This is a genomic window from Enterobacter cloacae subsp. cloacae ATCC 13047 (assembly GCF_000025565.1).
GTDB lineage: Bacteria > Pseudomonadota > Gammaproteobacteria > Enterobacterales > Enterobacteriaceae > Enterobacter > Enterobacter cloacae.
In genome coordinates this window covers 458,852-482,848 of the sequence record NC_014121.1, presented here as the reverse complement: position 1 = coordinate 482,848, position 23,997 = coordinate 458,852, and the positions used below count along the sequence as shown (strand labels likewise).

The 23,997-nt window shown below is 53.7% G+C and carries 26 protein-coding genes and 1 pseudogene; 14 read left to right on the top strand and 13 right to left on the bottom strand.

The window, feature by feature from the left end; all coding sequences use genetic code 11:
* The first annotated feature begins 15 nt into the window (after positions 1–15).
* Positions 16–843, top strand: a complete 828-nt coding sequence (locus ECL_RS02315) for a universal stress protein (protein ID WP_007372648.1) — start codon at positions 16–18, stop codon at positions 841–843.
* An 81-nt stretch (positions 844–924) separates the two neighbouring features.
* Complete coding sequence (locus ECL_RS02310) at positions 925–1,128, top strand: hypothetical protein (protein WP_013095206.1); 204 nt, start codon at positions 925–927, stop codon at positions 1,126–1,128.
* 110 nt (positions 1,129–1,238) lie between these two features.
* Here ECL_RS02310 and ECL_RS02305 read toward each other — a convergent pair whose 3' ends face one another.
* The 4 genes from ECL_RS02305 to ECL_RS02290 all read right to left on the bottom strand — a co-directional run bounded on the left by ECL_RS02305 (position 1,239) and on the right by ECL_RS02290 (position 3,537).
* Entirely contained in the window at positions 1,239–1,469 is a 231-nt protein-coding gene (locus ECL_RS02305; RefSeq protein WP_013095205.1) for a thioredoxin family protein, read from the bottom strand.
* Between the two features lie 13 nt (positions 1,470–1,482).
* Entirely contained in the window at positions 1,483–2,484 is a 1,002-nt protein-coding gene (locus ECL_RS02300) for a permease (RefSeq protein ID WP_013095204.1), read from the bottom strand.
* Between the two features lie 204 nt (positions 2,485–2,688).
* Positions 2,689–3,183: a sigma-70 family RNA polymerase sigma factor gene (locus ECL_RS27920; protein ID WP_198406523.1), complete on the bottom strand. Its 495-nt coding sequence runs from the start codon at positions 3,181–3,183 to the stop codon at positions 2,689–2,691.
* A 171-nt stretch (positions 3,184–3,354) separates the two neighbouring features.
* Entirely contained in the window at positions 3,355–3,537 is a 183-nt protein-coding gene (locus ECL_RS02290; RefSeq protein WP_013095200.1) for a hypothetical protein, read from the bottom strand.
* Positions 3,538–3,656: 119 nt separating this feature from the next.
* On the opposite strand from ECL_RS02290, the gene ECL_RS02285 reads away from it, so the two are divergent.
* The 7 genes from ECL_RS02285 to ECL_RS02255 all read left to right on the top strand — a co-directional run bounded on the left by ECL_RS02285 (position 3,657) and on the right by ECL_RS02255 (position 9,122).
* A complete protein-coding gene (locus ECL_RS02285) occupies positions 3,657–4,010 on the top strand; it encodes a metalloregulator ArsR/SmtB family transcription factor (RefSeq protein ID WP_013095199.1) in 354 nt (117 codons plus the stop codon).
* A 56-nt stretch (positions 4,011–4,066) separates the two neighbouring features.
* On the top strand, positions 4,067–4,546 hold the full coding sequence (locus ECL_RS02280) for an arsenate reductase ArsC (protein ID WP_013095198.1): 480 nt from the start codon (positions 4,067–4,069) through the stop codon (positions 4,544–4,546).
* Positions 4,547–4,568: 22 nt separating this feature from the next.
* On the top strand, positions 4,569–4,934 hold the full coding sequence (gene arsD, locus ECL_RS02275; protein ID WP_044158970.1) for an arsenite efflux transporter metallochaperone ArsD: 366 nt from the start codon (positions 4,569–4,571) through the stop codon (positions 4,932–4,934).
* 23 nt (positions 4,935–4,957) lie between these two features.
* Complete coding sequence (gene arsA, locus ECL_RS02270; RefSeq protein WP_013095196.1) at positions 4,958–6,724, top strand: arsenical pump-driving ATPase; 1,767 nt, start codon at positions 4,958–4,960, stop codon at positions 6,722–6,724.
* Positions 6,725–6,764: 40 nt separating this feature from the next.
* Positions 6,765–8,054 (top strand): arsenical efflux pump membrane protein ArsB, encoded by a 1,290-nt coding sequence (locus ECL_RS02265; RefSeq protein WP_013095195.1) that lies wholly within the window; start codon positions 6,765–6,767, stop codon positions 8,052–8,054.
* A 57-nt stretch (positions 8,055–8,111) separates the two neighbouring features.
* Positions 8,112–8,540, top strand: coding sequence for a glutaredoxin-dependent arsenate reductase (gene arsC, locus ECL_RS02260; RefSeq protein ID WP_007372636.1), 429 nt, complete (start codon positions 8,112–8,114; stop codon positions 8,538–8,540).
* A gap of 72 nt (positions 8,541–8,612) precedes the next feature.
* Positions 8,613–9,122 (top strand): arsenate reductase ArsC, encoded by a 510-nt coding sequence (locus tag ECL_RS02255; protein WP_007372635.1) that lies wholly within the window; start codon positions 8,613–8,615, stop codon positions 9,120–9,122.
* A 289-nt stretch (positions 9,123–9,411) separates the two neighbouring features.
* Here the strand turns inward: ECL_RS02255 and ECL_RS02250 are convergent.
* Positions 9,412–10,625, bottom strand: a protein-coding gene (locus ECL_RS02250) for an IS3 family transposase (RefSeq protein ID WP_099516394.1) whose coding sequence is annotated in 2 segments (ribosomal slippage) — positions 9,412–10,331 and positions 10,331–10,625 — 1,215 coding nt in all. Because the reading frame shifts where the segments join, the coding sequence is not laid out codon by codon here.
* Positions 10,626–10,660: 35 nt separating this feature from the next.
* Between ECL_RS02250 and ECL_RS02245 the strand changes: the two genes are divergently transcribed.
* Positions 10,661–11,020: a phosphatase domain-containing protein gene (locus tag ECL_RS02245; RefSeq protein ID WP_237707064.1), complete on the top strand. Its 360-nt coding sequence runs from the start codon at positions 10,661–10,663 to the stop codon at positions 11,018–11,020.
* A gap of 298 nt (positions 11,021–11,318) precedes the next feature.
* Positions 11,319–12,041, top strand: a complete 723-nt coding sequence (arsH, locus tag ECL_RS02240) for an arsenical resistance protein ArsH (protein ID WP_013095191.1) — start codon at positions 11,319–11,321, stop codon at positions 12,039–12,041.
* 82 nt (positions 12,042–12,123) lie between these two features.
* Here the strand turns inward: arsH and ECL_RS02235 are convergent, their stop codons facing one another.
* Complete coding sequence (locus tag ECL_RS02235) at positions 12,124–12,654, bottom strand: GNAT family N-acetyltransferase (RefSeq protein ID WP_013095190.1); 531 nt, start codon at positions 12,652–12,654, stop codon at positions 12,124–12,126.
* Positions 12,655–12,747: 93 nt separating this feature from the next.
* Between ECL_RS02235 and ECL_RS27605 the strand changes: the two are divergent.
* Positions 12,748–12,881, top strand: a pseudogene (locus ECL_RS27605) (DNA polymerase V subunit UmuC); the annotation flags it as partial.
* A gap of 103 nt (positions 12,882–12,984) precedes the next feature.
* Here ECL_RS27605 and ECL_RS27590 read toward each other — a convergent pair.
* On the bottom strand, positions 12,985–13,353 hold the full coding sequence (locus tag ECL_RS27590) for a hypothetical protein (RefSeq protein ID WP_227522475.1): 369 nt from the start codon (positions 13,351–13,353) through the stop codon (positions 12,985–12,987).
* A 143-nt stretch (positions 13,354–13,496) separates the two neighbouring features.
* Between ECL_RS27590 and ECL_RS02225 the strand changes: the two genes are divergently transcribed.
* Both ECL_RS02225 and ECL_RS02220 read left to right on the top strand, forming a co-directional pair.
* A complete protein-coding gene (locus ECL_RS02225; RefSeq protein WP_013095186.1) occupies positions 13,497–16,163 on the top strand; it encodes a TrlF family AAA-like ATPase in 2,667 nt (888 codons plus the stop codon).
* 194 nt (positions 16,164–16,357) lie between these two features.
* A complete protein-coding gene (locus tag ECL_RS02220; RefSeq protein WP_013095185.1) occupies positions 16,358–16,648 on the top strand; it encodes a hypothetical protein in 291 nt (96 codons plus the stop codon).
* 43 nt (positions 16,649–16,691) lie between these two features.
* Here ECL_RS02220 and ECL_RS02215 read toward each other — a convergent pair whose 3' ends face one another.
* From ECL_RS02215 to ECL_RS02190, 6 genes are all read right to left on the bottom strand, one after another.
* The gene (locus ECL_RS02215; RefSeq protein WP_013095184.1) at positions 16,692–18,236 is read right to left on the bottom strand and encodes a conjugal transfer protein TraG N-terminal domain-containing protein; all 1,545 of its coding nucleotides are present in this window, start codon (positions 18,234–18,236) and stop codon (positions 16,692–16,694) included.
* 13 nt (positions 18,237–18,249) lie between these two features.
* The gene (locus ECL_RS02210) at positions 18,250–18,588 is read right to left on the bottom strand and encodes a hypothetical protein (RefSeq protein WP_013095183.1); all 339 of its coding nucleotides are present in this window, start codon (positions 18,586–18,588) and stop codon (positions 18,250–18,252) included.
* Between the two features lies 1 nt (position 18,589).
* Positions 18,590–20,014, bottom strand: a complete 1,425-nt coding sequence (locus ECL_RS02205; RefSeq protein WP_013095182.1) for an integrating conjugative element protein — start codon at positions 20,012–20,014, stop codon at positions 18,590–18,592.
* An 11-nt stretch (positions 20,015–20,025) separates the two neighbouring features.
* Entirely contained in the window at positions 20,026–20,991 is a 966-nt protein-coding gene (locus tag ECL_RS02200) for a TIGR03756 family integrating conjugative element protein (protein ID WP_233607940.1), read from the bottom strand.
* Positions 20,992–20,993: 2 nt separating this feature from the next.
* Entirely contained in the window at positions 20,994–21,401 is a 408-nt protein-coding gene (locus ECL_RS02195) for a TIGR03757 family integrating conjugative element protein (RefSeq protein WP_013095180.1), read from the bottom strand.
* A 167-nt stretch (positions 21,402–21,568) separates the two neighbouring features.
* On the bottom strand, positions 21,569–23,995 hold the full coding sequence (locus ECL_RS02190; protein ID WP_013095179.1) for an ATP-binding protein: 2,427 nt from the start codon (positions 23,993–23,995) through the stop codon (positions 21,569–21,571).
* Positions 23,996–23,997 lie beyond the last annotated feature (2 nt).

Genomic DNA, 23,997 nt, shown 5'->3' with positions numbered 1-23,997 from the left:
TCAGGAATTAATGATATGAACAACACCATTATTGCCTGCGTGGATGGATCGTCATCTACACGCGCTGTGTGTGAATATGCGGCCTGGGTTGCAGGAAAGCTTGACGTTCCTCTTGCCCTGCTGCATGTGCTGGAAAAAAACGAACAACCGGCTGTTTCGGACCTGACAGGGGCTATCGGTATTGACAGCCGGGAGCAACTGACGCAGGAGCTTGTCCGGATAGAAGGGGAGCGCAACCGCCTGTTGATGACTCAGGGACGCGCCATTCTTGCCGGATGCGCGGAACTGCTCAGCCAGATCGGTATCCCGGATGTTCAGCAACTTCAGAAACATGGAGCACTGGATATCATCCTGGCTGATCTGAAGGATATTCGCCTGATGATACTCGGGCGCCGGGGGACACAGAACCCGGTTGGCAGTAATCTGGAGAGTATTATCCGCCTGCAGAAAAAGCCGGTATTGATTGTACCGGAAACTTTTACTCCCCCTTCAAAAGCCATGTTTGCGTTTGATGGCAGCGAGGAAAGCCGGAGAAACCTGCGTCGTCTTACGCTCAGTCCCCTGCTGTTAGGAATGGAGTGCCATGTCGTTATGGTTAACGGAGATGCTCATACTCTCGAAGAGGCGCGGCGTAGTCTGCAGACCTCAGGTATCAGTGCGATATCCCGGTTAGCTGAAGGGCGTTCGGTACCGGAGGCGCTCTGCCGTTACGCCTCAGACAACAATGTGGATCTGATTGTCATGGGTGCATATGGCCACTCTTCCCTGCGACGTTTTTTCATCGGCAGTAACACCACTGCGATGATCGAACAGACCCGTGTCCCCCTGTTAATGCTCAGATAAGCCGACACCCGGAGGAAACTCCGGGAACGCTTAATTCCAGATGGTTATTAGAACCCTGAATCGGGAAGGAAAGGCGACAATATGCAGAAAGCCCTTATGACTGCTGAACTTCTGGCGCTTGCCCGGCTTAGCATCATGGCATTTAAGAAGCCCTTAAAATATATGGATGACACTGACGCTGAAGTCATCGCTCGTTTTAAAAAAACGTTTACTCCTGAGCTTATTGAGCAGATGTGCCTCCGGATCCTAGGGCTTGAAGCGGAGCGTCAGAGTTTGAACGAATAATCAGAGTTTGAATTTTATCTGCTGCGTTAGAGCGACCCGGAGGTGAAGACATAAGCTCCGGGCCTGATCTTTACATCTCTCTCTGATCTGCAGGGTTCACATCCTGCAGATCAGAGCCAGCTTTCGATAATGTCTTTTGACGGTATTCCTCCGGCGTGTACAACGATGTCATTAATGACGACTGCCGGTGTCGACATCACTTTGTATTTCATTATTTCAGGTAGTGACTCCACTTTTTCAAGCTGAATAGCGACGCCTCGCTCATCAGCTACTTGCTGGATAAGCCGGATGGTTGTTTTACAACTGGAACAACCTGTACCCAGTACTTTTACATGCTTCATTTTATAATCCTCCTCAGGAAACCAGCGGGAATACGACGTTAAAAACCCAGCCAACCAGTGTGAATGAGGTCAACAACAGCAACAGCAGGATGCAGAGTAATTGCCACTTCATCACTTGTTTGAGCAGAACGAACTCAGGGAAGCTGACTGCGACAGTGCTCATGCAAAAAGCCAGTGCTGTACCCACTGGCAGGCCGTTAGTAATCAGGCTTTCCATCACGGGGATCACACCGGTCGCATTGGAATAGAGTGGTATGCCAACCAGTACGGCTACCGGAACGCTCCACCACTGACCGGCACCAAGATGCGATGCGATCCATCCGTCCGGCACAAATCCATGCAGTGCAGCGCCAAGTCCTACACCGAGAATGACCCAGAGCCAGACACGTTTAAAAATGGTGAGCGTTTCATCTTTAGCAAAGGCATGTCGCTTTGAGAGAGACATATGCGGTGTCCCGGTAGATTGTCGGATCACAGCAGTTTGATGTTGCTGCCCGTCTCTGAGGGCGTCAGCGGCAAAGTCGGCTAACCAGCGTTCGGCCTTAATCCGATCAAGAAAAGCACCGCCAGCTATACCAACAGCCATTCCGACAACAATATAAATGAGCGTGAACCTCCATCCGAGCAGGCTGACCAGAAGCAGGACGGCGACTTCATTGATAAGTGGGGAGGTGATGAGAAAGGCCATGGTAATTCCGAGGGGAATACCAGCCGAAGTAAATCCCAGAAATACCGGGATACTTGAGCAGGAGCAGAACGGGGTAATGGCACCGAAGCAGGATCCCAGTAAATACCCCACCCCCCGATGTTTACCTGCAAGATAATCTCTTACCCTCCCGACATCCAGCGATGCCCGTAACATGGCTACGAAGTAGATCAAGACCAGCAACAGAACGAAAATCTTGCTCACGTCTTCGACAAAAAAATGGAGCGCATCCCCCAGTTTGGTGGCAGGACTCAGATTAAGTCGTTGATAGACCAGCCAGGTGGCAAAATCTGTGAAAATCTGGAACATAACGAACAGGCCTCACGATGGTTGTTACTTTGGAAGACGCTGTTTAACAGAAAAGGATGCCGGTTTTCTCGATTTAATTTCCCTTGCTGAGAAATGTTAACCTGAGCAGGATTTCGCTACATTCTCTATTCTGATAACGTAACCACCTGTGCAATATACATATGCAGTGCAACAGAAATAGTTTCTTTCTGAGTCCGGAAGTCTTCATCGGGGAGTAAAACAACATACCCGACCATACTCATCCAGTCTGACCTGACAATCACTGGAGAGTTTCTTATGCAATCTCTCTCTCGCCCGTAATAATCTCGATTTGGTTGCAGCAAGCGTGAGACCGCTTCGGTCTGCAAAATCGGCCTGTTTCATCCCTTCCAGATCGCAAAGAGTAAGGATAGTTCGATCATCCTCTGTCATTTTATCCAGTATACGGGGCAGACATTCAGCGAGTGAATCGACAGTTTCAGGGGCATTATCCTGTATGCATACACCATCGTGGAGAGGCTGATATGGGCGCTGCCGCCGGCTTTTATCAATAACCAGATGCCGGGCAACCTCAAACAGCCAGGCTCTTGTATTTACAATGGAACAGAATTTTCTCTGTTGACGTATTGCCCGGAGGAAGGTTTCCTGTATCAGATCATCAGTATCAGCCTGATTACCCGTTTGTCTGAGTAACCAGCAATAAAGTTCGTGTTCATGCATCTTCCATGCCTTCATCAGGCAAGGTAGTGAGCCTGTCGGTTGCACCATTAAAGCGTTCTCTTGATATGTCCGTAATTGCCGGAGAGATGCTGTCGGATTCGCCTGAGGGCCTCACGGCAGACTGAGGTCAATTCAGGGGGCCCGACGATGTGACGGGCTGACAGCATCCGGTCAGTTATTTCTTTTTCGCCGCTCTTGCCCTGCTGCAGGGAGTGTGGCCTTCCGCTCAGTCTGTTCCGGCAGACGGTCACGCGCAATACCATCCATTTCCGCACATACGATCCCGGATAACGCGTCAAAAACGCGTTCCGGGATCAGCCTGAATAGCCAGCCAGTGACTTTTTCGATACGCATTGTGACCTCCCTTGCTCAGTCTTATTGATTATAGTCATTCATATTCATTAAATCGAATATGTTATTGACATCAATACAGCGAAGACTAAGATGAAGTCTAATAAAACCCCGGAGTATTTATGGCCCCGATTACTGCGCTTCAGCTTTTCAAGAATCTCTCGGATGAAACTCGCCTGAAAATCGTTCTGTTACTCAGGGCGTCAGGAGAACTCTGTGTTTGTGAGCTTTGCGGAACGCTTGAGGAATCTCAGCCCAAAATATCCCGCCATCTCTCCATGCTACGGGAAAGTGGACTGCTTATTGACCGCCGCGAAGGCAAATGGATCCACTACCGGCTTTCAGCGCATATGCCCGCCTGGGCGGCAGCTGTCATTGAACAGGCTTATCTCAGTCAGAAAGAGGATATTTCGCTTCTGGCCGGGCGGATTGCCCGCAACAGCGCCACAACCGGCGGCAGAGCGGTTTGTCTTTAACAAATTAAAAAATTTATCCATACATATATGTTTTAACGAATTTATATGGTGATGTTATGAATATTCTTTTTCTGTGTACCGGTAATTCCTGTCGTTCCATTCTGGCCGAAGCGACGTTTAATGCGCTTTCACCGGAAGCGCACCACGCCTTCAGCGCAGGCAGTCAGCCTAAAGGTGAAGTCCATCCCCGCGCTCTTGCTCTTCTCAGGAAAGAAGGGATACCCACGGATGGGTATTACAGCAAATCGTGGAACAACCTCCCTGTGACCCCGGATGTGGTGATCACGGTGTGCGGGAATGCGGCGGGTGAAACCTGTCCTGCGTATCTGGCTCCGGCGGTGAGGGCACACTGGGGAGTCGAGGATCCTGATAAGACTACAGGAAGTGATGAGGAGATCGATGCCGCTTTCGAACAGGCCTGGCATATTCTTCGTCGCCGGATTGAAGCCTTTCTGTTGCTTGCGCCATCAGTCCTGTCGGGCCCTGAGGAGCGTCTTCAGGCTGAACTGAACCGGATCGGTGAAACCATTTTTTAACGGAAACCTGAAGGAATAGAGAATGAAAACACTGTCAGTGTATGACCCGGCACTTTGCTGCAGTTCGGGTGTGTGCGGGACGGAAGTGGACCAGGCTCTGGTGTCATTTTCCGCAGACGTCACGTGGCTGAAACAGCAGGGTGTGTCGGTGGAACGTTTTAACCTGTCGCAGCAACCTCTGGCATTTGCTGAGAATCCGTCAGTTAAAGCCTTTCTTGAGCGCTCCGGTGCTGAAAGCCTGCCGTTAATTTTGCTGGATGGCGAGTTTGTCCTGTCTGGTCGCTATCCGACACGGCAGGATCTGGCTCGCTGGTTTGGGCTTAATCAGGAGAAAACAGGCATGGCACCGGGGAAAAGCTGCTGTGGCGGCAACACGTCATGTTGCTGAACCCAACCGGACAGGAGCTTATGATGAATTATCTCAACACTATCCCGAAGTTTCTCTTTTTTACGGGGAAAGGAGGCGTCGGAAAAACCTCGCTTTCCTGCGCAACCGCTATTCGTCTGGCTGATGAGGGCAAACGCATCCTGCTGGTCAGTACCGATCCCGCGTCCAATGTGGGCCAGGTCTTCGGGCAGCAGATTGGTAACACCCTGACGGTCATCTCTGACGTACCCGGACTCACTGCGCTGGAAATCGATCCGCAGGCGGCGGCGCAACAGTATCGTGCCCGCATCGTTGATCCGGTTAAAGGGATTTTGCCCGAAGATGTCGTCCGCAGCATTGAAGAACAGTTGTCCGGTGCCTGCACAACAGAAATTGCCGCCTTTGATGAGTTCACCGGGCTGCTGACCGACGACGCGTTACTGAATGATTTTGACCATGTGATTTTTGATACCGCCCCTACAGGGCATACCATTCGTCTGCTACAGCTGCCAGGTGCCTGGAGCAGTTTTATCGAGACGAATCCTGACGGTGCATCCTGCCTTGGGCCGCTGGCCGGACTGGAAAAACAGCGGGAACGTTACTCGCATGCATTATCGGTGCTGGCAGACGGGGAAAAGACACGGTTAATCCTGGTCGCCCGCGCTCAGCAGTCAACGCTGGCTGAAGTTGCCCGCACGCATGATGAACTGTTGCATGTCGGTCTCAAGCACCAGTACCTGGTCATAAACGGGATCATGCCTGCCGGAGAAGCCTCAGAGGACAGTCTTGCCAGCGCACTGTATCAGCGTGAACAACGTATTCTTTCTCACATGCCGCAGGTGCTTGCATCGCTTCCGACGGACAGGTTAAGCCTTCAGCAGGAAAACCTGGTTGGCGTGACGGCGCTTCGCCGTTTGCTGACGGGAGAAAATAAGCCATGCTCACTGCCCGCAGCGAAACCCGTGTCAGAGCCTCTCTCCGTACCGTCCCTGGAAATGCTGATTGATGATATTGCCCGTGGCGGACATGGTCTGGTGATGCTGATGGGCAAAGGCGGCGTGGGAAAAACAACGCTGGCCGCCGCTGTGGCCGTGGCCCTCGCTGATAAAGGGTTTGATGTCCATCTCACCACATCGGATCCCGCAGCACACCTTGAAAGCACGCTTAACGGACAACTGCCTCATCTCCAGGTCAGTCGTATCGATCCGCATGCCGAGACTGCGCGTTACCGGGAACATGTTCTTGCCACCAAAGGAAAGGAGCTGGACCCACAGGGACGGGCGTTACTGGAAGAAGATTTACGTTCCCCCTGCACGGAGGAAATCGCGGTATTCCAGGCATTTTCCCGTGTGATCAGGGAGGCCGGGAAACGTTTTGTGGTCATGGATACCGCCCCGACAGGCCACACCCTGTTACTGCTGGATGCCACGGGAGCCTACCATCGTGAAGTGGTAAAACGAATGGGCGAAAAAGGGCATTATCTGACGCCAATGATGCAGTTGCAGGATCCTGAGCGAACCAAAATCATGCTCGTAACCCTGCCTGAAACCACTCCTGTTCTCGAAGCTGCCGGTTTACAGGAGGATTTACGTCGGGCCGGTATTGAACCCTGGGCATGGCTCATCAATAACAGTCTGGTCGCAACAGAAACAACGTCACCGCTGTTATTAACAAGGGCTGCACACGAAGCTGCTCAGATCAATAAGGTCAGGACGGAGCTGGCCTCACGCATGGCGCTGATCCCTCTGCAGCAGGAAGAGCCGACAGGTATTGAACAACTCAAACGTCTTACCCGTCAGGCAGGAAAATAATAAATACGGGCAGGAAGAGTCCTGCCCGACAGGAGGCTTTATGTGGCTGGCTGCAGCTATTTTTATTCTGACCATTGTACTGGTCATCTGGCAACCCCGGGGGCTGGGAATAGGCTGGAGCGCGATGCTCGGGGCCTTACTCGCACTGATTACTGGTGTGGTTCACCCCGGTGATATTCCGGCCGTCTGGCATATTGTCTGGAATGCGACGGCTGCGTTCATTGCGGTCATTATTATCAGTCTGTTACTCGACGAATCAGGTTTCTTTGAATGGGCAGCTCTGCACGTCGCACGCTGGGGTAACGGCCGCGGACGATGGCTGTTTTCCTGGATTGTTTTACTGGGTGCTGCGGTAGCGGCGCTGTTTGCCAACGACGGTGCGGCGCTCATCCTGACACCTATCGTTATCGCCATGTTGCTCGCACTGGGATTCAGTAAAGGCACCACGCTGGCGTTCGTTATGGCGGCAGGATTTATCGCAGACTCCGCCAGCCTGCCACTCATCGTTTCGAACCTGGTGAACATCGTCTCGGCGGATTTCTTTAAGCTCGGGTTCAATGAATATGCGTCCGTTATGGTGCCGGTTGATATCGCGGCCATTATTGCCACACTGGTGATGCTGCATCTGTATTTCCGGAAGGATATTCCCGCGACCTATGAAATTTCGCGCCTTAAAGCGCCGGAAGAGGCTATCCGCGATCGGAATACCTTCCGGACAGGCTGGGGGATTCTGGCTCTTTTACTGCTCGGATTCTTTGGGCTTGAACCCCTGGGGATCCCCGTCAGTGCAGTTGCCGCCGTCGGCGCACTCATCCTGTTTCTGGTCGCCAAAAAAGGACATGCGATTAATACCGGAAAGGTGCTTCGCGGAGCCCCCTGGCAGATTGTGATTTTCTCCCTGGGCATGTATCTGGTGGTCTACGGACTGCGTAATGCCGGACTGACTGACTACCTGTCTGCTGTGCTTAATCAGTTCGCCAGCCAGGGCCTGTGGGCGGCCACGCTGGGCACGGGCTTCCTGACCGCCTTCCTCTCCTCGATCATGAATAACATGCCAACCGTCCTGGTAGGAGCACTGTCTATCGATGGCAGTACCGCGACCGGAGTGATTAAAGAGGCCATGATTTACGCCAATGTCATTGGCAGCGACCTGGGGCCCAAAATCACCCCTATCGGCAGTCTGGCCACCCTGCTGTGGTTACATGTGCTGGCGCAGAAAGATATCCGGATCACCTGGGGATATTACTTCCGGGTCGGCATCGTAATGACCCTGCCCGTGCTGTTTGTGACGCTGGTTGCTCTGGCATTACGTTTATCCGTTTCGTTCTGATTAACCCGGCACTGGTCGTCACTGACCTGCGCCCGTCAAACCCTAAGAGAGTGATTTATGAGCGCAATTACGATTTATCATAACCCGGCCTGCGGGACGTCCCGCAATACCCTCGAATTGATCCGCAACAGTGGTGTGGAACCCACGGTCATTTTATACCTTGAGACGCCGCCGGCCCGCGCTGAGCTGGTCACACTTATCGCTGATATGGGGATCTGCGTGCGTGACCTGCTGCGTAAAAATGTGGAGCCTTATGAGCAACTGGGCCTGGCAGAGGACAAATGGAGTGACGATGAGCTGATTGATTTTATGCTGCAGCATCCCATCCTGATCAATCGTCCTGTTGTGGTCACCCCTCTGGGTACCCGGCTGTGCCGTCCGTCTGAGGTGGTGCTGGATATTCTGCCGGATGCACAAAAGGGAGCGTTCAGCAAAGAGGACGGCGAACAGGTGATTGATGCCCAGGGGCAGCGTGTCGTGAAGTAATCCCAGTGGTCGGGCTGTCAGCACCTGAGCAGCCCGATCATACCTTTCCGGCCTGACAGAAGGTAAGCCGCGATGATGAGTAAAACATACAATGTCCTGTTCCTGTGTTCAGGGAATTCGGCACGGAGCCTGTTTGCGGAAGTGCTGATGAACCAGCTTGGCGGGGGAAAATTCCGGGCATTCAGCGCCGGCACTCAACCGGCCAGTTCACCTCACCCGCTGACGCTCAGGGTACTTAACGATCAGGGATTCAGCACTGAATCCCTGAAAAGCAAACACCTGCAAAACTTTCGGCATCCTGATGCCCCGCAAATGGATTTCATTTTTACGCTGTGTGACCGGATGGCGGGAGAAGGATGTCCGGTGTTCCCGGGCAGCCCCATAACAGCCCACTGGGGTTTCCGGGATCCGGCTTTAGCAGCGGGAACCGATACGGAGAAATACCACGCCTTTGTGGAGGTTGAAAAACAGATTGCCACGCGCATCCGGCTGTTTCTGAGCCTTCCCCTGGATAAAATCGATCGGCTTTCATTACAGAAGCAGCTGCAGGCAATGGGTAATACCGGATCTGACGAACATTAATCCGGTACCGCCCGGCCACCCTTTCTTACAAACCCTGACGATGTCCTGAGGACGTTATCCCTGTTGATACAGCCAGCATGGATGGGGTAAAGGCATAACGTTAACCAGATTAATAACAATAAGTATGGAGTCTTTATTGATGTTTCATCCGTTTGATATTCTCACCCTGGACAATGGTGCCAGGCTGATATTTACCCCCTGCCCGGGAACCAGAGGGGTGTCCCTTGCTGATTCATTAAAATCCTTAAAAGAAGCCGGTGCGCAGGCTGTTATCACGATGATGTAGTGGTCAAGTAATACTGGCCACAGTTTTACAGTAAAAATGGTATCTGTTCTCTGACTCTTCCGGCGTCAGCCCACCGTTATAATGGTGAGGTCTGACGCTGTTGTAGTAGTTCAATATGTAATCATTAATTTGCTGCCGGGCCTCGTCCTTGCCTGCGTAACCATTCGTTGGCACCCATTCTGTTTTCAGACTGCGGAAGAAGCGTTCCATGGGGCTGTTATCCCAGCAGTTTCCCCGCCGACTGACGCTTTGATTTATTCTGCAACGCCAGAGAAGTTGTTGATATTTAAGGCCTGTATACTGGCTTCCCTGGTCGCTATGGAACATGACATCCCGGGGTTGGCCACGCGTCTCATAGGCCATCCGCAGGGCACTGCTTATCAGTGCGGTATCGGCATGCGCTGACAGACTCCAGCCGATAACCCTGCGGGCAAAAAGATCCATAACAACCGCCAGATAGCACCAGCGATTTCCTGCCCAGAGATACGTAATATCTCCACACCATACCCGGTCTGGCTCCGGTACTGCGAACTGACGCTCAAGCAGATTCGGCAGGCTGGTATGCTCCTGACGGGCATTTTTATACTGATGTTTTCCGGGCTGACAACTGCTCAGGTTCAGATATTTCATCAGACGCCCGGCACGGTAACGGCTCATCGGGACGCCGTTTTGAGTCAGCATTTCAGCCAGAGTGCGCGCGCCCGCAGAGCCCCGACTTTGGTTCCACGCCCGGCGTATTTCGCTGCACAACCTGACTCGTGCCGGATTAACCGTATCGCGTCGTTTTCGCCAGTACCGGTAACTGCTGCGGTGTATTTCCAGAGCAGAACACAGGCTGACAACCGTGTGGCTGTCACTTAGTCTGGCGGCTATCGTGAACCGTTCAGCGAGTCGGACATTAAGAGCGCGGTAGCCTTTTTTAATATCGTATTTTGTTCCTCCAGACGGCGAACTTGCTTTTCCAGCTCGCGGATACGTTGCTGGTCTGGAGTAATGGGTGTGGCAGAGGGCGTAATCCCCTGGCGCTCTCGCCTGAGCTGGCGTACCCAGCTCTCAAGCGTGGTTGAACCGACATTCATCGCTTCACTGGCCTGTCGATATGAGTAGCCCTTATCAACAATCAGCTGTGCACATTCCAGCCTGAACTCAGGGGGGAAGGTTCGTTTGGTTTTCTTGTTCATTAAGTCACCTGTTTTGTGTTGTGGTGAGAATATCACCTTTCATCAGGTGGCCAAATTTAGTGTGCCACTACATGATGACGCTGGCTGAACTCAGTGAAAATCAGGCTGATGCACTTCCGTCACTGTGCGCTGACCTTCATATGGACTGGTTTCACCTCCCCGTGCAAGACAGCTGTGCACCTGAAGAACCATTTGAACAGGCATTTGCCCGAGAGAAAAAGAGCCTGCTGGCTTTAGTCCGGTCTGGCGGGACGCTGGTTATCCATTGTCATGGTGGTTCTGGCCGGACAGGCATGATGGCCGCTGTTCTGATGCTCGAGTCAGGTTATCAGCCTGCTCAGGTGAAAAAACAGGTCCAGCTAATCAGGCCAAAATCACTGACTTCGCCGGTACAGGTCAATTATCTTTGTAAGCGATACGGCTACCAGTAACAATGCCGTAATGTGCTGGCAGACCTTCCCGTCGAAAAATTATCCATCAGGGGGCAAATTTGTACCCTGATGGCCCCTGAACTGTATTTTTCAAACGCCCGGCAACAGCAGATTCTTCACTCTGCCCTTTCAGGGAGTCAGTGAGGCTCATACGTCAGGAAAGGCAGGGCCGTCCCCCTGTACTGCCAGCCGCAGTATGAACAACTGACCCAGATTGTCGGATTTTTGCTGGATGAGTGTTGCATGGGCAGCGCAGCCAGTGTTTTAACAATACATCAACCTGTGAGTAAAGCCTGCAATGAACGAATTAAATGACAGCCTGCCAAATATCATCCCTGACATTTTCGATACTCCGGACTTCACTGGCAAACCTTTATCTGAAACGCCCGGGCATGCACCACGTATTTTGATGCTTTATGGATCTGTACGTGAACGTTCATACAGCCGCCTGACTACGGAGGAAGGAGCACGCCTGCTCACCGCCATGGGCGCTGAAGTCCGTATTTTTAATCCTTCCGGGCTTCCCCTGCCAGATGATGCTCCGGATACCCACCCAAAAGTTGCCGAGCTACGTGAACTGGTGCGATGGTCAGAAGGAATGGTGTGGTGCTCCCCTGAACGTCATGGGGCGATGACCGGGATTATGAAAGCACAGATAGACTGGCTCCCACTGAGCGAAGGGGCTGTACGCCCATCGCAGGGGAAAACGCTGGCGGTGATGCAGGTCAGCGGTGGCTCCCAGTCCTTTAACGCGGTTAACCAGATGCGTATTTTAGGACGCTGGATGCGTATGATCACCATTCCCAATCAGTCGTCAGTCGCCAAAGCCTGGCAGGAATTTGATGAAGAAGGCAGGATGAAGCCCTCAGCCTATTACGACAGGATCGTGGATGTGATGGAAGAGCTGATGAAGTTTACGTTGCTTACCCGGGGGAGAACTGCCTACCTGGTTGACCGCTACAGTGAACGTAAGGAAAGTGCCTCTGCACTTTCCGGGAGGGTAAACCAGCGCAGCATATAGTGCTTAAGATTTACGGGAGATATCTGATTTCTTTCGGGGAAGGCACGCCCCGTAATAGCCCTCCCGGATGTAGAGAAGAGCCTCAGCCAGTGGGTATGTCCGGAAGTGTAACATCACCGGCACCAAGAGTGCGTTGCAGTATTACTGTATCAAGCCAGCGACCATGCTTAAACCCCACGGATTTAAGTGTCCCCGTATGCCTGAAGCCTGCGGAACGGTGCAGTGAAAGAGAGGCGATATTTTCACTGTTACCCACTACGGCGATAAGCTGGCGAAAACCATGTTCCTCTGCCCATGCCACTACACGTGACAATAACAACGTTCCGATCCCTCGCCCCTGAAATGCAGGGGCTATGTATACGGAATCTTCCAGAGTGAATCGGTATGCGCATCTTTCACGGTAAAGTGAAAGGTAACAATAACCCAGAACCTCTCCATTCTCTGTCGCGACAAACCACGGGAGTCCGGCAGCATGTATATTTTTTTGCCGGGCGGTCATTTCTGCCACATCGGGTGGCTCTGTTTCAAAAGTGGCTGTGCCATGCAATACATGCCAGGCGTATATCTGCTGAATCGCGGAGATATGTCTTTCATCTGCTTCAGTTATTTCCATCTGTGTAACTCCCTGCTGAATAAGAGCACAAGCGTACTTCATGGAAAACACCTCAGACATAGCGAAATGCTTATCACCCCTATAAGTAAATATTTTATCCGGATACAGCCACGCGCGAACAGCGATGAACTGATGAAAGTGCTGGACGGGATCAACCATTCCGGGTTAGGGAAGTGTGAATAGCGCTTGAACGGCAGATGAAACGTGAAATGCTCTCACCTTCTTAGACAACGAAATGGCTAGATATTCCTCGCGCTTTTATTAGCTAAACAGTGTGACGTAATGCCAGCACGGCCGACCAGTCGATGGTCACCTCAGGATGAGGAAGTTTTACATCAGTGGGACAGAAAATGCCGGCAAAGCTGCCACACAGTCATTTATCCGGGACTGACCGGGCAGATACTGCGCCAGCAGATGATCCAAGGCGACTCGTGCATAACTTTCACTAGCGTTTACCCGGATTTTACTCTGTCGTTCCATTTCATCTCCCACCGTGACCAACTGGCTGTGCATGGGGAGCAGATAATTGAGCATTTTCGTATACATACACGCCTCTACAATTCGCTCCGAAAACGTTTCATGGTCGCTGGCAAACACGCTCGGCGCGTGGCGCCCCACCCCGTTTTTTTCAGACTGAAGCGTCTGACAGAGAGTCAGGAGCGCTGCCAGTTCAACAGCAGTTTCTCTGGCCGATTTCATCCCATTTATTCCTCTGTCTCTGTAAGTGTGTATGACTTCCCCGACACCCTGATGCTAATAATTGCTCAAAAACATGGCAAGCTCAAAACGCTCTCATTATTATCTCAATGAGATTAATCCCGAATAGAGGGGAACTGCAGCGAATGAAAGGCTCTGAATGGAATAAATGGGACCTGCACATTCACAGTCCGATGACTTGGCTTGCCAATGTATACGCCGATAACTGTGATATAGAGACCTACGTCAGAAAGCTGGGAGAGCAACAACTGTCCCTGATAGGCCTGACCAACTATTTTTATTTCCAGGAAAATGAACTGGAGATTATCCGGAGTGAAATTGGCCGGCAGGGTCTTAATATTACAGTGCTTGGCAACGTCGAGTTTCGTCTCGATCAACAGAATAAAGACGAAGCGTTTATCAATGTGCACGTTTTGTTCTCCGACAAGCTCAGTACCTCAAAAATAAACGAGATACTTTCCAGACTTCCTCTGAAGCTGACCGATGATAGTGGGAAAAAAGTATACGCTTGTGAAAGCAGCGTACGTGATAGCGGGCATAACGTGGATACCATCGTGGTTAACCTCAGTGATCTGCTCGAACATCTTTCGTCAGCGCTGAGACCTTTTATCGATTATATCGTAGCCGTCTGCCCGAATGGTTACGGCGGCTACCGTCCGGGTGCAACCGGGCGTTCAGCAGCGATTGCTACTGAAATTGATCGTCAGGGACATATTATTTTTGGGGACCCCAACGATAGAGATTACTTCTTAACGACAACGCGCTATCCGGGAGCCTCGCTTAAACCAGTTTTTCACTGCTCGGACGCTCATCGGGCAGAACACATTGGCCGCGCTTACACATGGGTTAAGGCGAAGCCAACATTTGAGGGTCTCCGTCAGGCATTGCTGGAACCAGAAGCTCGCCTGCAGTTGGGCGCGGACTGGCTGGCGCAAAGGCCCCCAAAAGTACATTTCAGCCATATTGCTGTTGAAGGCACAATTTTCGACGGGCAAGCAATCCGGTTTAAAAAACAGAGTATTCCTCTGAATCAAGACATGGTGGCCATAATCGGCGGGAGGGGTACAGGTAAGAGCCTTCTTCTTGACGCGCTGCGCTCCCGCTTTGCCGGCGCCACAGCGTACGGCATTGAAGAACGTGAGGTCAACGTTGAACATCTGTCAATAGAGCTGGATAAGACAAACGGTGAAAAGACGCTTTTTGATACTCGCACTGACAGCTATGACTATCTGCACGTTTCGCAGGGGGAAATCAAAACCCTATGCCAGCAACCCGGCCTTATCAGCGATGAGATCAAAAAAATGCTTCGGCTGGCCGACTGCGAGGTTGCGGACGAACAGCGTAGAGGGCTGGGTGAAAACCTGAACGCCTTCCAAACGTTCCGCGAATACTATGTGGCCCAGGATGAGCGCCAGTACTATATCAATACGCCCGGGTATCAGGACGAAGTTATCAAGGTCGCCCAGGATAAGATAAACACACTCACTAGTGAAAAGAACAAAGCACTGATTGAACGATTTCGGGCAAACAGTCTACGAGCCACCGCACTGACGCGAGGCATCAATGCAGGAAATGCTTTTCTGCGGGAGGCTACAGCCGCAGAAACATCACTGAATAGCCGCCTGACCGAGATGAATACGGTTTCCGCCGGCGTGGTTCCCGTGCCACCGCTAGATCTGTCAGAGCTGATGGCTAGAGTCAAAGCCTATATGGAAGCGCTACAGACTCAACTGATGGAGACCGGAGAGGACAATCTGCGAATAACTGCTGAATTCCGGGAGCAGGGTATTGAACAGGACATCACTGGCGTGCTCGACAAAATTCAAGGCTATCAGCGGGAAATTCAGCAAGCGCAGCTCAGACATGGAGAAATTCAGCAGCGTATTACACAGTACAACAATGACGTCCGGCAGAGGGGAAACTTGGTGGAGACTTATGTCCGTCAGCTTCTGGAGCAGAAAACGGCTATCGACTCCTGCTTTGCCGCACTAGCGGAAAAACCACATCTTAAGCCTGACCAGCAGGAACTGATAAAAGAGATCCTGACCGATATACGTATTTACGGACAGCCTCACTTTGACACCGCTAGGTTCTATAATGGAATACTTGAGCGACTTAACCGCGGACGGTTCCGGACTGCAGGCGAGCAGTCTGGCACAGAAAAGCTAACTCAGGTTCTCGGCGTAAGGAGCATTGATGATTTTGTGGCACTTGTCCGGGGTGATGCCATCATCGAGCTTCCCGAGGAACCCGGAAATAAGATTACGCTTGAGGCCTTTCTTTGGAGGTCCGAGTATTTCAACAATCAGGGACCCTACGCCCTGCAGCGCTTCCTCTGCAGCCCCGAACACATCAGCAGCTATCTGACGGTGAGGGCCGAGTTTGAATACAAAGGAAAAACGGTTGAGAAGCTGTCGGCTGGACAGCGCGGAACGTTCTACGTTTGCCTGAAGTTGGCGACCGATGCGTTTGGTTCTCCATTTGTTTTCGATCAGCCAGAGGACGACCTTGATAATGACTTTATCATGCGCCAGCTTGTTCCGCTTTTCCGCAAAATCAAACTTTACCGGCAAGTCATCATCGTGACACATAATGCCAATCTGGTGGTGAACTGTGACGCCGAACAGGTAATTGTGGCCAGCAATGAAGATGAAGTGATCAGCTACCGCAGCGGCGCACTTGAGCACGGCGACCACGGGCAGAAAAACAGCATGCGTAAGGCCATCTGCGACGTATTAGAAGGTGGGCGTCAGGCCTTTGAAGCCCGCGAACAGAAGTACGGAATGCTGTGATAAGTTTTCCCACTGCTAATCGGTCAGCGCTGGAAATCTCGGTTGTGAGGGCGGAAAAAATCGCCGTCCCTCACCGCTTCGCCCATGCTAGCTGAAATTCTCACTTACCGCTTTATTAATGAATTACCTGGTGTAGAATTAATCAGGGTTCGTTTAAATAATGATAACCAATGGCTAAATAGGTGGAGGTAAATATGAGCAAAGATGGATTCCGTGCTGATGATATCGCCAGCACATTTGCCCGGTTCGCCAATAAACGCCGTAATATTGTTTGTGATGAGTCAAAGTTGCAGAGGAAGAAACCAGAACCGCTTGAGTTCTCCAGTGCAACCAATGCATGTGGAACTGCTGTGCTGGCTGGTATAGCAGATCTTATGATTATTACTCCAGAACGTAAAAAACAAAATGAAGAGTGGAGTGAAAGCTGGGATGCAGAAAGAGAAGATTGGGAAAGTCAAGATAGACAATGGAATGATAACAGATGAACTGCGCGTTCTAAGCAACATGCAGTTCATCTTATAAATGCTTCTATTTAAGCTTAAGTCCCCCTTTTAAAGCACCTCCGGCTTTATCTGTAGCAATCTTCTGGGCATCTCTACCCGCCTCTGCACCAGCCTTCTGTGGCAAAGAACCACCTTTTTCCAAACCTGTCGATATTGCAGTTCCCAAATTAACGCCAATCCAACTAAGCATGCCAATCCAGAACACCGGGAAAACCACATACATCATTCCCAGCACCAGATTCATGATCCAGCCGTCGTTGGTTGAGCTGATAAAATTCGCAAAAGGTACAGAACTGGCCAGTCCCTGCTGGGCCATATTATCGTAGAGGATGGTGATCAGACGGTCATCGAGCCACCCGGCCAGTTCCCACCAGAACGTGATGAACTGCAACGCAAACAGCGCAAATGATATCGTCACCACCGTTTTGGGCTCATAGGCACTGAACATCATCAGGACCGGTATTACCGTAATAATCATCATCTGCAGCAGCGCCTGAATCATCGGAAGCGCCTGTTTCAGCGCATCAAATCCCGGCAGCGCTTCCGCCTGCTTGAGGCCCAGCCCGATAGTGGACGTCAGTCGTGTCATATTACCGACCACGCCGGTCACGTTATCAGAACTTCCCACGGCATACGTCGTTCCGTCTCCGGAGAGGCCGGCATTACGCGGACTGACCAGCCAGCGCAGGGCGACCTCTTCCCACTGCGTCCCCGGGAATGATCGCTGCATCTCCTTACGCGTGTTGTCACCAAAGCTGGCCAGTACCCGCTTGCGCAGCCCGGACGAGCCATCTGACCACCACGTTTTACAGGTGGGATAGCCTCCCTGCCCGGTATCCGGATAACCGCTGTCGCGCGTGCTGTCATAAGGCCACTGGCCCCTCGGTGTGGTGGCGGTGTAATAATCGTAATAGCCGGACGTATTCAGAAAATAGTCGCTGCCAATCCAGCCCACCGAGTTAATGGTAGCATCGCTGAGCTGGCTGTTGCTGTTCTTGAGACGAAAGTACGCCCGCGAGTAACACTGGTTCGCAAAATCCTGCACCTCCTGCAGCAATACCGGGTCACGCAGCTTCGTGTTCTGCACGTCAAACCGCATCTGGCGCAGCTCCGTACCGCACGGGATGGACGCAATCATCGCCTGCGTGGTGCCTTTCGAAATCATGTGCAGCAGATACCACCAGATGGGCACCTCAGCCGTGCGGCCGTCAAAGTCGTTCACCAGTCCGCTGTAACCGGAGTTCTGCGGCGTGGGAACACTGACACCGCACTGTTTTGCCCGGGAACTGTCGAATTTAATGGTACTGATATCCACCGGCAGCAGCGGAATGCAGCAGAACAACATCACCACAAACGACACGTAAAGCGCATGCTCGATACGGGGCAGTGCCAGCAACCCTTTGTTGCCTTCGTCTGCCCCTTCCTCCCGGACCTTCAGCCACACACCCATCACCTTAAAGACCAGCGGCAGGGCGAACAGCCCCGTGCTGCCGAGGATGGTCCACATGGCGTTGTTCATCACCCAGCCGAACAGGATGAGAAAATACTCCAGAAAACTGTTCGCAGTCATTGTCCCCTCCTCCTCACGCCACACCTGCCCAGGCCACGCACTCCGTGGCCGCAATAAACAGTACGCCGAGCAGTTCCGTGCGCGGCAGGCGAGCCCGGACCTCCGGCCAGCGCGCCAGCATCTGCGGCCGGACCTTCATCCGCCAGACTACCGCGATGCCGGCATACATGAGCAGCCGCCAGGTAAACAGTGCCCAGCGGCTGTCATGCAGCCAGCGACGGGTCAGGTGGCCATCCGGGTCATACGCCATAAACACAGAGGCCAGTGCGAACATGGCCACGGTTATAAGCAGTAAGGCGGCAATCATCAGGACAATGCGGCCCGTACGACCGCGAAGAAAAGAGCGCTTCATATCACTTTGCTCCTGAGGATTGCGTCTGGTTCATCTGGCTGAAGCCCTGGTCCTGGTTGCCGGCTTTCTGCTGCAGCTGGTTATCCTGGTTACGGGCACCCTGACGTTCCAGCGTGGTGAGCAGGCTGTTGTTACTGATGGCCTTACGCAGCTCCATCTCGTTACGCAGGGCATTCAGTTCCCGGTCCAGGGCATCGATGCGGCGGTCACCCTCGGCAATCGCCTCTGGCTGCTCGGCGGCATTCGGTTCAGACTCACCGGTGGTCAGCATGCGGCGCATGGTGAGCGCGGTCTCGACGGTGTCGGCCATCGCCAGCTCACCCGCCAGACGCTGCACCAGAGCGGCTTTATCGGGGTCATCGCGCAGCGACTGAATGACGCCGCGTGTCACCACCAGACTGCCGGTTTTGAGCGCCCCCAGATTTTCCGCGGTGGGCTGGATCTGGCCGCCGACCAGCTTATCCAGTTGTTCCAGGTTGGTTTTCGTTGCATCCTCCAGCACCGGCGAGAAACCGGTGCCGGCAACAGTACTCCCGGGCTGATTGTCCGTGCCACCACTGGTGCATTCACTGGTCTCACGGCAGGTACGGATGGAGCGGTCACCCAGCACTTTCACCACCGCGGCGGCTGCATCATCGGACGATGGCCATCGCTGACAGGCCGTGCCATTGCAGCTGGCGGAGCCCACGCTGCTGTTGCTGGTCACCGGCAGGCTGTTCATCATGTTATAACCGGCTTTCGCCAGGTCCCGGGTGGGCTGGATGGCCTGCTGCCCCTTACCACCGCGCTTCTGGCCGCCGACCCAGGTGACACCTTCTTCACCGGTGGCCTTCTGCAATTGCTGGTCGCTGGAGACCGCATCCCCGCCGCTGGACGCCACGATATCCTTGTACTCCTCAGATACAGCAGCCTGCTGCCACTTGCTGCCCACAGTGTAATCGGCGAGTTTTTTCGACATATTCTGGCAGTTCAGCAGGGCTTTGTCGTAACTGAGCCCCGCCTGAAGCACCCCGTTGGTGAGCATTTCATACAGACCCGGGTTGGCGCGCTGAATGGCCATCGCCGGCATGCTCATGACCGCCCCGGTCGCCCCCTGAATCACGTTACCCATCAGGTCCTTAAACCCACTGGTGATACCGTTAAGCTGGTTGCCTACAGTGGTTTTCAGGTCGAAGTTGCCGCACATGAGGTCACTGCTCCAGCCGTCGTTCAGCCCGAGTCGCGACATATTGCTGCGGCTCGGCGGCGGGGAAATCACTGAACCGCCACCAATGGAGTAAAAAAGACCGTCATTGATGGCACCGCTGACCGAGGCGCCATCGGACGAAAGCGATGTATTCACGGCCAGTGCAGGCAGGGAAAGAGCGGCGAAAAGTGCCAGTGTCGCCAGGGGGCGGCGCAGCCGCTGCGGATACTGTTGTTTCATCTGCATAGTCCTCATGAGAAATCGGTGCTGTAAAGAAAAGTCTGCCCGCGTCGCTTGCAACAACTGTACGGTTGCCACAGTGCCCAGGCGTAGTTGCCGTCCTGAGCCTCCTGTCCACCGGTGTCCGGGAACACCGCGCAGCTCTGCGACAGCTGTGGGGAAAGACGCTGCCACTTGTGATTTTTCGTACCGGTGTTTTCCTGCACGGGGTCGGGTGGCCAGTACCCCGGCGAACGCTGGCCGGTGAGCGGGCTGTAAACATGCAGTTGTCCCTGGCGGGTAATGATGTCAGCCACGCGCTGCACCACCATGGCCGCCGATTTGTAGCTGTCGGTCTGGGTCACAAAGCCGCTGCGGGGGTAGACGTTGCCCCACATATTGCCGCCGATGGTACTGCCGATTTCACGCTGTCCGGGGATAAGCGCCTCCGGGTAGAGTGATTCCGGCACGCCGGTGCGCCAGGCCAGTGCATCGAGAGCACTTGTGAAGTACGGCATAAAGGGCGTGGCGGCACTGTCGCACGAATAACCCGGGACCATCCCGCCAATAAGTCTGGTGGCCGGATGTCCATACGCATCGCCATAGTAAAAGTGCAGGTTCTGCTTGCGCTCACCCGGGGCTTTCATCTCCTGACGGCCACCGCCGGTGGCCACACCTGCAGCACTACCGAGCAGCGTGCTTTCGGTGCTGTCGGCCAGGCTGCTGACAGCCGACATTTCGGTCCACGGATTGGCACCCGGGCTGAGGTAGGCCGAAACCACGGCTTCAGGAATAAAATGCGTGACCTTCACGGAGGTTTTCACCGAGCAGCCGAACGGCGTGCAGAACAGCCAGTAACAGATGCCGCTGATGCGCCAGCTGATACAGTCCGGACTGGTGGCACTGGAGAGCAGGCTGGCGGTATTGACGCTGGCCATCGTGCCCGTGCAGACCATTAACGTGGCCAGCGCCAGCCGGCGCGGGCGGGAGAAAGACATTTTCACTGTGCCTTCTCCTTCCATACGTTCAGCTTCTGTGTGGCAACGTCGACGTCAGAGGTGCCGTAAACCACCCACTTATCGTCAAACACCACCGCGGGGTATTTCTCAAGACCCAGCGACCAGGCACGCGTGAGGCCGGCATAAGCCCCGGCAAGGTCCTGCTGGCGTCGCTGAAAATCCGGTGAACCGATAACCGTCCGCGCCTGCTGCTCAGCCTGCGCCGGGTCTGCCGGGAGCGGCCCGAACAGCTGCGCCTGCAGCCGGTCAGGGGCATCGAGCAGAACGACGGTCACTTCAGGACCGGGGTTGCCCGTGACCGGGTGGGTACTGTCGGTATAAATGACGGTGCCGGCACGGACGCCGGCGGTAAGGAAAAGTGCTGCGAGGCAGCAGACAGGTAATTTCATGGAGAACACTCCCTGAGTGAGTAACCCGCTCAGGGTGCGGTCAATGATACAGCTGGTCAGTAATTAACTCTGAGCCCGGTGCCGATAATTTATTATCCGTATGACTGGTTGACAGAAAGCAAAATCCACACCACCCGGTCGGCTGACAAACCCTGTATTATGCACAGTCAGGGAATGTCATCGATGGCGCTGTCGCGACGCCACTCCAGATAATCCATTTCCCGGATAAACCCGGCCGCTGCCGCGTTACGCTCAATGCTCCATCGGGTTTCGCCCTCCTGCATAAACGGAAGCCAGTCTGCCGGGACATTTTCCCCAAGTGGCTGATCAAAATCCTGCTCATACAGGAAATCAGCCTCACTGCACGACAGGGTATTTCTGGCATACCACTGGTCACTGTTTTCCCAGGCCCGCATGGCCCAGGCGGCCAGTTCCTCCTCTTCTGAATCGGTCATATAAGCAAGAAATGCCACAGCCCTGTCATGCAGATTTTCCTCAGTCGCCCCGGGTAAAATGGACAGGTAATGCAATTTACGGGACTCCAGCCACATCTGCTCTTCGGCTTCATCTGCCTGTTGCTCATCCGTCAGGATATCGGTCTCATCTTTATCTGAAGCGTACCATTCCTCCAGTAGTTTCTTTTGTTGGCCACGTATGTCCTGATTTACCCGGGTCTGCTCAATACCCGCGGCCACCACACTATTCCAGTCGGTCTCCGCCGGTGCTACCGTGCCCGCACCGTTCAACTGCAGGTTGAGAAAGCTGAGCCGGGCTACATCTTCCGGCTCAGCCGGTGCGTTCACAGCGTCCTCAATGCCTTCATGGCTGATGACACCGGGAAGCCCCTTTTTCTCCCGGCCGGTACTGGCTCGCTCGGTCAGGTAACGTTCCCGCCATGCTGTGCCTTTGGCACGCTTGCTCTCCGCTTCCAGACTGGTGGTGTATTTCATCAGCCAGACGTGCATATAACGCTGCCTGTCGGGGGCGCACAGGGTACTGATGTCATGAAACCGCTGGTAAAAGGCCTCATCATGGCCACAGTCCAGACTGTCACCCTCATGCGCCACCTCATGTTCCGTCAGGCTGAACAACAGGCTGGCGGTACGCAGCGCATCAGGCTTCAGCCGGCGCACGATATCAATGTTGTAGGCAATATAGGTTTCACCGTCCGTCCAGGCATCGGACGACGTGGACTCACCCAGCAGGATCTGGAAGCATTTGCCGCCGTAAGAACGTGACTGATAACCCGCCTCCCCCCCCGAACAGACGGCAGCATACCGGGCCAGACACCATCGCAGCGCCGTCCACGCCCGCCGTGTCTCCTTATCCAGTTGTTTCTCACTGACCATCTGCGTGCTGTCGATAAAGTTTGTGCTGAGCGTCTCAAAATCAACGAGCGCCAGTTCTGACAGCCAGCCGGAACCCCATCGCTGCTCCCGGGGCAGGGGTTCCCTGTACGCCATGAGGTTTTCCCGGACACGGCTCAGGCACTCCATAAACTCTTCCGGCTCATAACAGCCAAAGCGGGAAAGCGTGACCGGATGCACCACGGGTGCGATCCCCGCACGGGCAATGAGTTCTCCCCGGGGCACATCACCGGCATAACGGATGAGAGTGAAACAGTTTTTATCCACCGCAGAGGGGTAATGGCAGCATTTGCGGATGAAGTGCTCCAGCGTAACATGCTGCTTTCCGGGCAGCAGGGTGATGACCTCCTCACCATTGAAAAGACTCTGCATGTCTCCCTCGCCTGACAGCAGCGATCGCGCCGTTTTCTCCCGCCGGGCTTCCGTTTTACGGTGCTTACCCTGATTGTCAGAAAAAGTGGCAGCAAGCCGGCCAAACCGGGCCGCAATCGATGCCCACACAGGGCAGGTCTTGCGCAGGATTTCGGTGCGTGAGACGTTCAGCGCGAGCGGCTTTTTACTGACGACAAGGCCACCCACGCCCCAGATATGAGCCGGGTCATGTCGTACCAGGACGCCCTGATTGTAAATGGATACGGCACCGTCTTCGCGCAGGCGATACCAGGCCTCATCGTCCTCCATATCCCACTTTTCCAGCGCCGGATTCCGGGTAATGATGGTGCCGTTGAGATGTACCGTGACGGGCGTATAGCGTACCAGGTCGCGGATTTCCTGGAGGCAGGACATACGCTCCTGGCTGGTGAGCGGCTCATACCATTCACCGCTGATGATGCATCCCTGAATCGGCTGAGTCAGTTCTTCCAGATCATAGTGATACCCCATTTCACGCGTATCAACGGACATCTGCCATCGCTGCGAACGCCACAGCGTCCGGGCATGTGCCATAATCTGCCCCCGCCCGAGCCGGAAACGGCCGTAAGTGGCATCGCCCTCCTGGTGCGGGGTGCCGAACCGGCCAAAGTAGCGCTTAACATCATCGTATGACGCAAAACCCCGGCCATCATCCCGGCAGGAGAAGCCTTCCGGGGTAATATCGATAATCACCGCGCCGGCGCCGGCATCGACGCTGTTCATGATGAGTTCTATCACGGCCTTGCCGATGGAACCGGCCTGGCTGTAAATAATGTGATGGATAATCTGTGGATCGAGTTCAAAGGGATAGCGCATCA

What these genes read in the sequence shown, in the direction of transcription:
- ECL_RS02315 (WP_007372648.1), top strand. Translation starts at nt 16, where the DNA reads ATGAACAACACCATTATTGCCTGCGTGGATGGATCGTCATCTACACGC.
- ECL_RS02310 (WP_013095206.1), top strand. Translation starts at nt 925, where the DNA reads ATGCAGAAAGCCCTTATGACTGCTGAACTTCTGGCGCTTGCCCGGCTT.
- ECL_RS02305 (WP_013095205.1), bottom strand. Translation starts at nt 1,469, where the DNA reads ATGAAGCATGTAAAAGTACTGGGTACAGGTTGTTCCAGTTGTAAAACA.
- ECL_RS02300 (WP_013095204.1), bottom strand. Translation starts at nt 2,484, where the DNA reads ATGTTCCAGATTTTCACAGATTTTGCCACCTGGCTGGTCTATCAACGA.
- ECL_RS27920 (WP_198406523.1), bottom strand. Translation starts at nt 3,183, where the DNA reads ATGCATGAACACGAACTTTATTGCTGGTTACTCAGACAAACGGGTAAT.
- ECL_RS02290 (WP_013095200.1), bottom strand. Translation starts at nt 3,537, where the DNA reads ATGCGTATCGAAAAAGTCACTGGCTGGCTATTCAGGCTGATCCCGGAA.
- ECL_RS02285 (WP_013095199.1), top strand. Translation starts at nt 3,657, where the DNA reads ATGGCCCCGATTACTGCGCTTCAGCTTTTCAAGAATCTCTCGGATGAA.
- ECL_RS02280 (WP_013095198.1), top strand. Translation starts at nt 4,067, where the DNA reads ATGAATATTCTTTTTCTGTGTACCGGTAATTCCTGTCGTTCCATTCTG.
- arsD (WP_044158970.1), top strand. Translation starts at nt 4,569, where the DNA reads ATGAAAACACTGTCAGTGTATGACCCGGCACTTTGCTGCAGTTCGGGT.
- arsA (WP_013095196.1), top strand. Translation starts at nt 4,958, where the DNA reads ATGAATTATCTCAACACTATCCCGAAGTTTCTCTTTTTTACGGGGAAA.
- ECL_RS02265 (WP_013095195.1), top strand. Translation starts at nt 6,765, where the DNA reads ATGTGGCTGGCTGCAGCTATTTTTATTCTGACCATTGTACTGGTCATC.
- arsC (WP_007372636.1), top strand. Translation starts at nt 8,112, where the DNA reads ATGAGCGCAATTACGATTTATCATAACCCGGCCTGCGGGACGTCCCGC.
- ECL_RS02255 (WP_007372635.1), top strand. Translation starts at nt 8,613, where the DNA reads ATGATGAGTAAAACATACAATGTCCTGTTCCTGTGTTCAGGGAATTCG.
- ECL_RS02245 (WP_237707064.1), top strand. Translation starts at nt 10,661, where the DNA reads ATGATGACGCTGGCTGAACTCAGTGAAAATCAGGCTGATGCACTTCCG.
- arsH (WP_013095191.1), top strand. Translation starts at nt 11,319, where the DNA reads ATGAACGAATTAAATGACAGCCTGCCAAATATCATCCCTGACATTTTC.
- ECL_RS02235 (WP_013095190.1), bottom strand. Translation starts at nt 12,654, where the DNA reads ATGGAAATAACTGAAGCAGATGAAAGACATATCTCCGCGATTCAGCAG.
- ECL_RS27590 (WP_227522475.1), bottom strand. Translation starts at nt 13,353, where the DNA reads ATGAAATCGGCCAGAGAAACTGCTGTTGAACTGGCAGCGCTCCTGACT.
- ECL_RS02225 (WP_013095186.1), top strand. Translation starts at nt 13,497, where the DNA reads ATGAAAGGCTCTGAATGGAATAAATGGGACCTGCACATTCACAGTCCG.
- ECL_RS02220 (WP_013095185.1), top strand. Translation starts at nt 16,358, where the DNA reads ATGAGCAAAGATGGATTCCGTGCTGATGATATCGCCAGCACATTTGCC.
- ECL_RS02215 (WP_013095184.1), bottom strand. Translation starts at nt 18,236, where the DNA reads ATGACTGCGAACAGTTTTCTGGAGTATTTTCTCATCCTGTTCGGCTGG.
- ECL_RS02210 (WP_013095183.1), bottom strand. Translation starts at nt 18,588, where the DNA reads ATGAAGCGCTCTTTTCTTCGCGGTCGTACGGGCCGCATTGTCCTGATG.
- ECL_RS02205 (WP_013095182.1), bottom strand. Translation starts at nt 20,014, where the DNA reads ATGAAACAACAGTATCCGCAGCGGCTGCGCCGCCCCCTGGCGACACTG.
- ECL_RS02200 (WP_233607940.1), bottom strand. Translation starts at nt 20,991, where the DNA reads ATGTCTTTCTCCCGCCCGCGCCGGCTGGCGCTGGCCACGTTAATGGTC.
- ECL_RS02195 (WP_013095180.1), bottom strand. Translation starts at nt 21,401, where the DNA reads ATGAAATTACCTGTCTGCTGCCTCGCAGCACTTTTCCTTACCGCCGGC.
- ECL_RS02190 (WP_013095179.1), bottom strand. Translation starts at nt 23,995, where the DNA reads ATGCGCTATCCCTTTGAACTCGATCCACAGATTATCCATCACATTATT.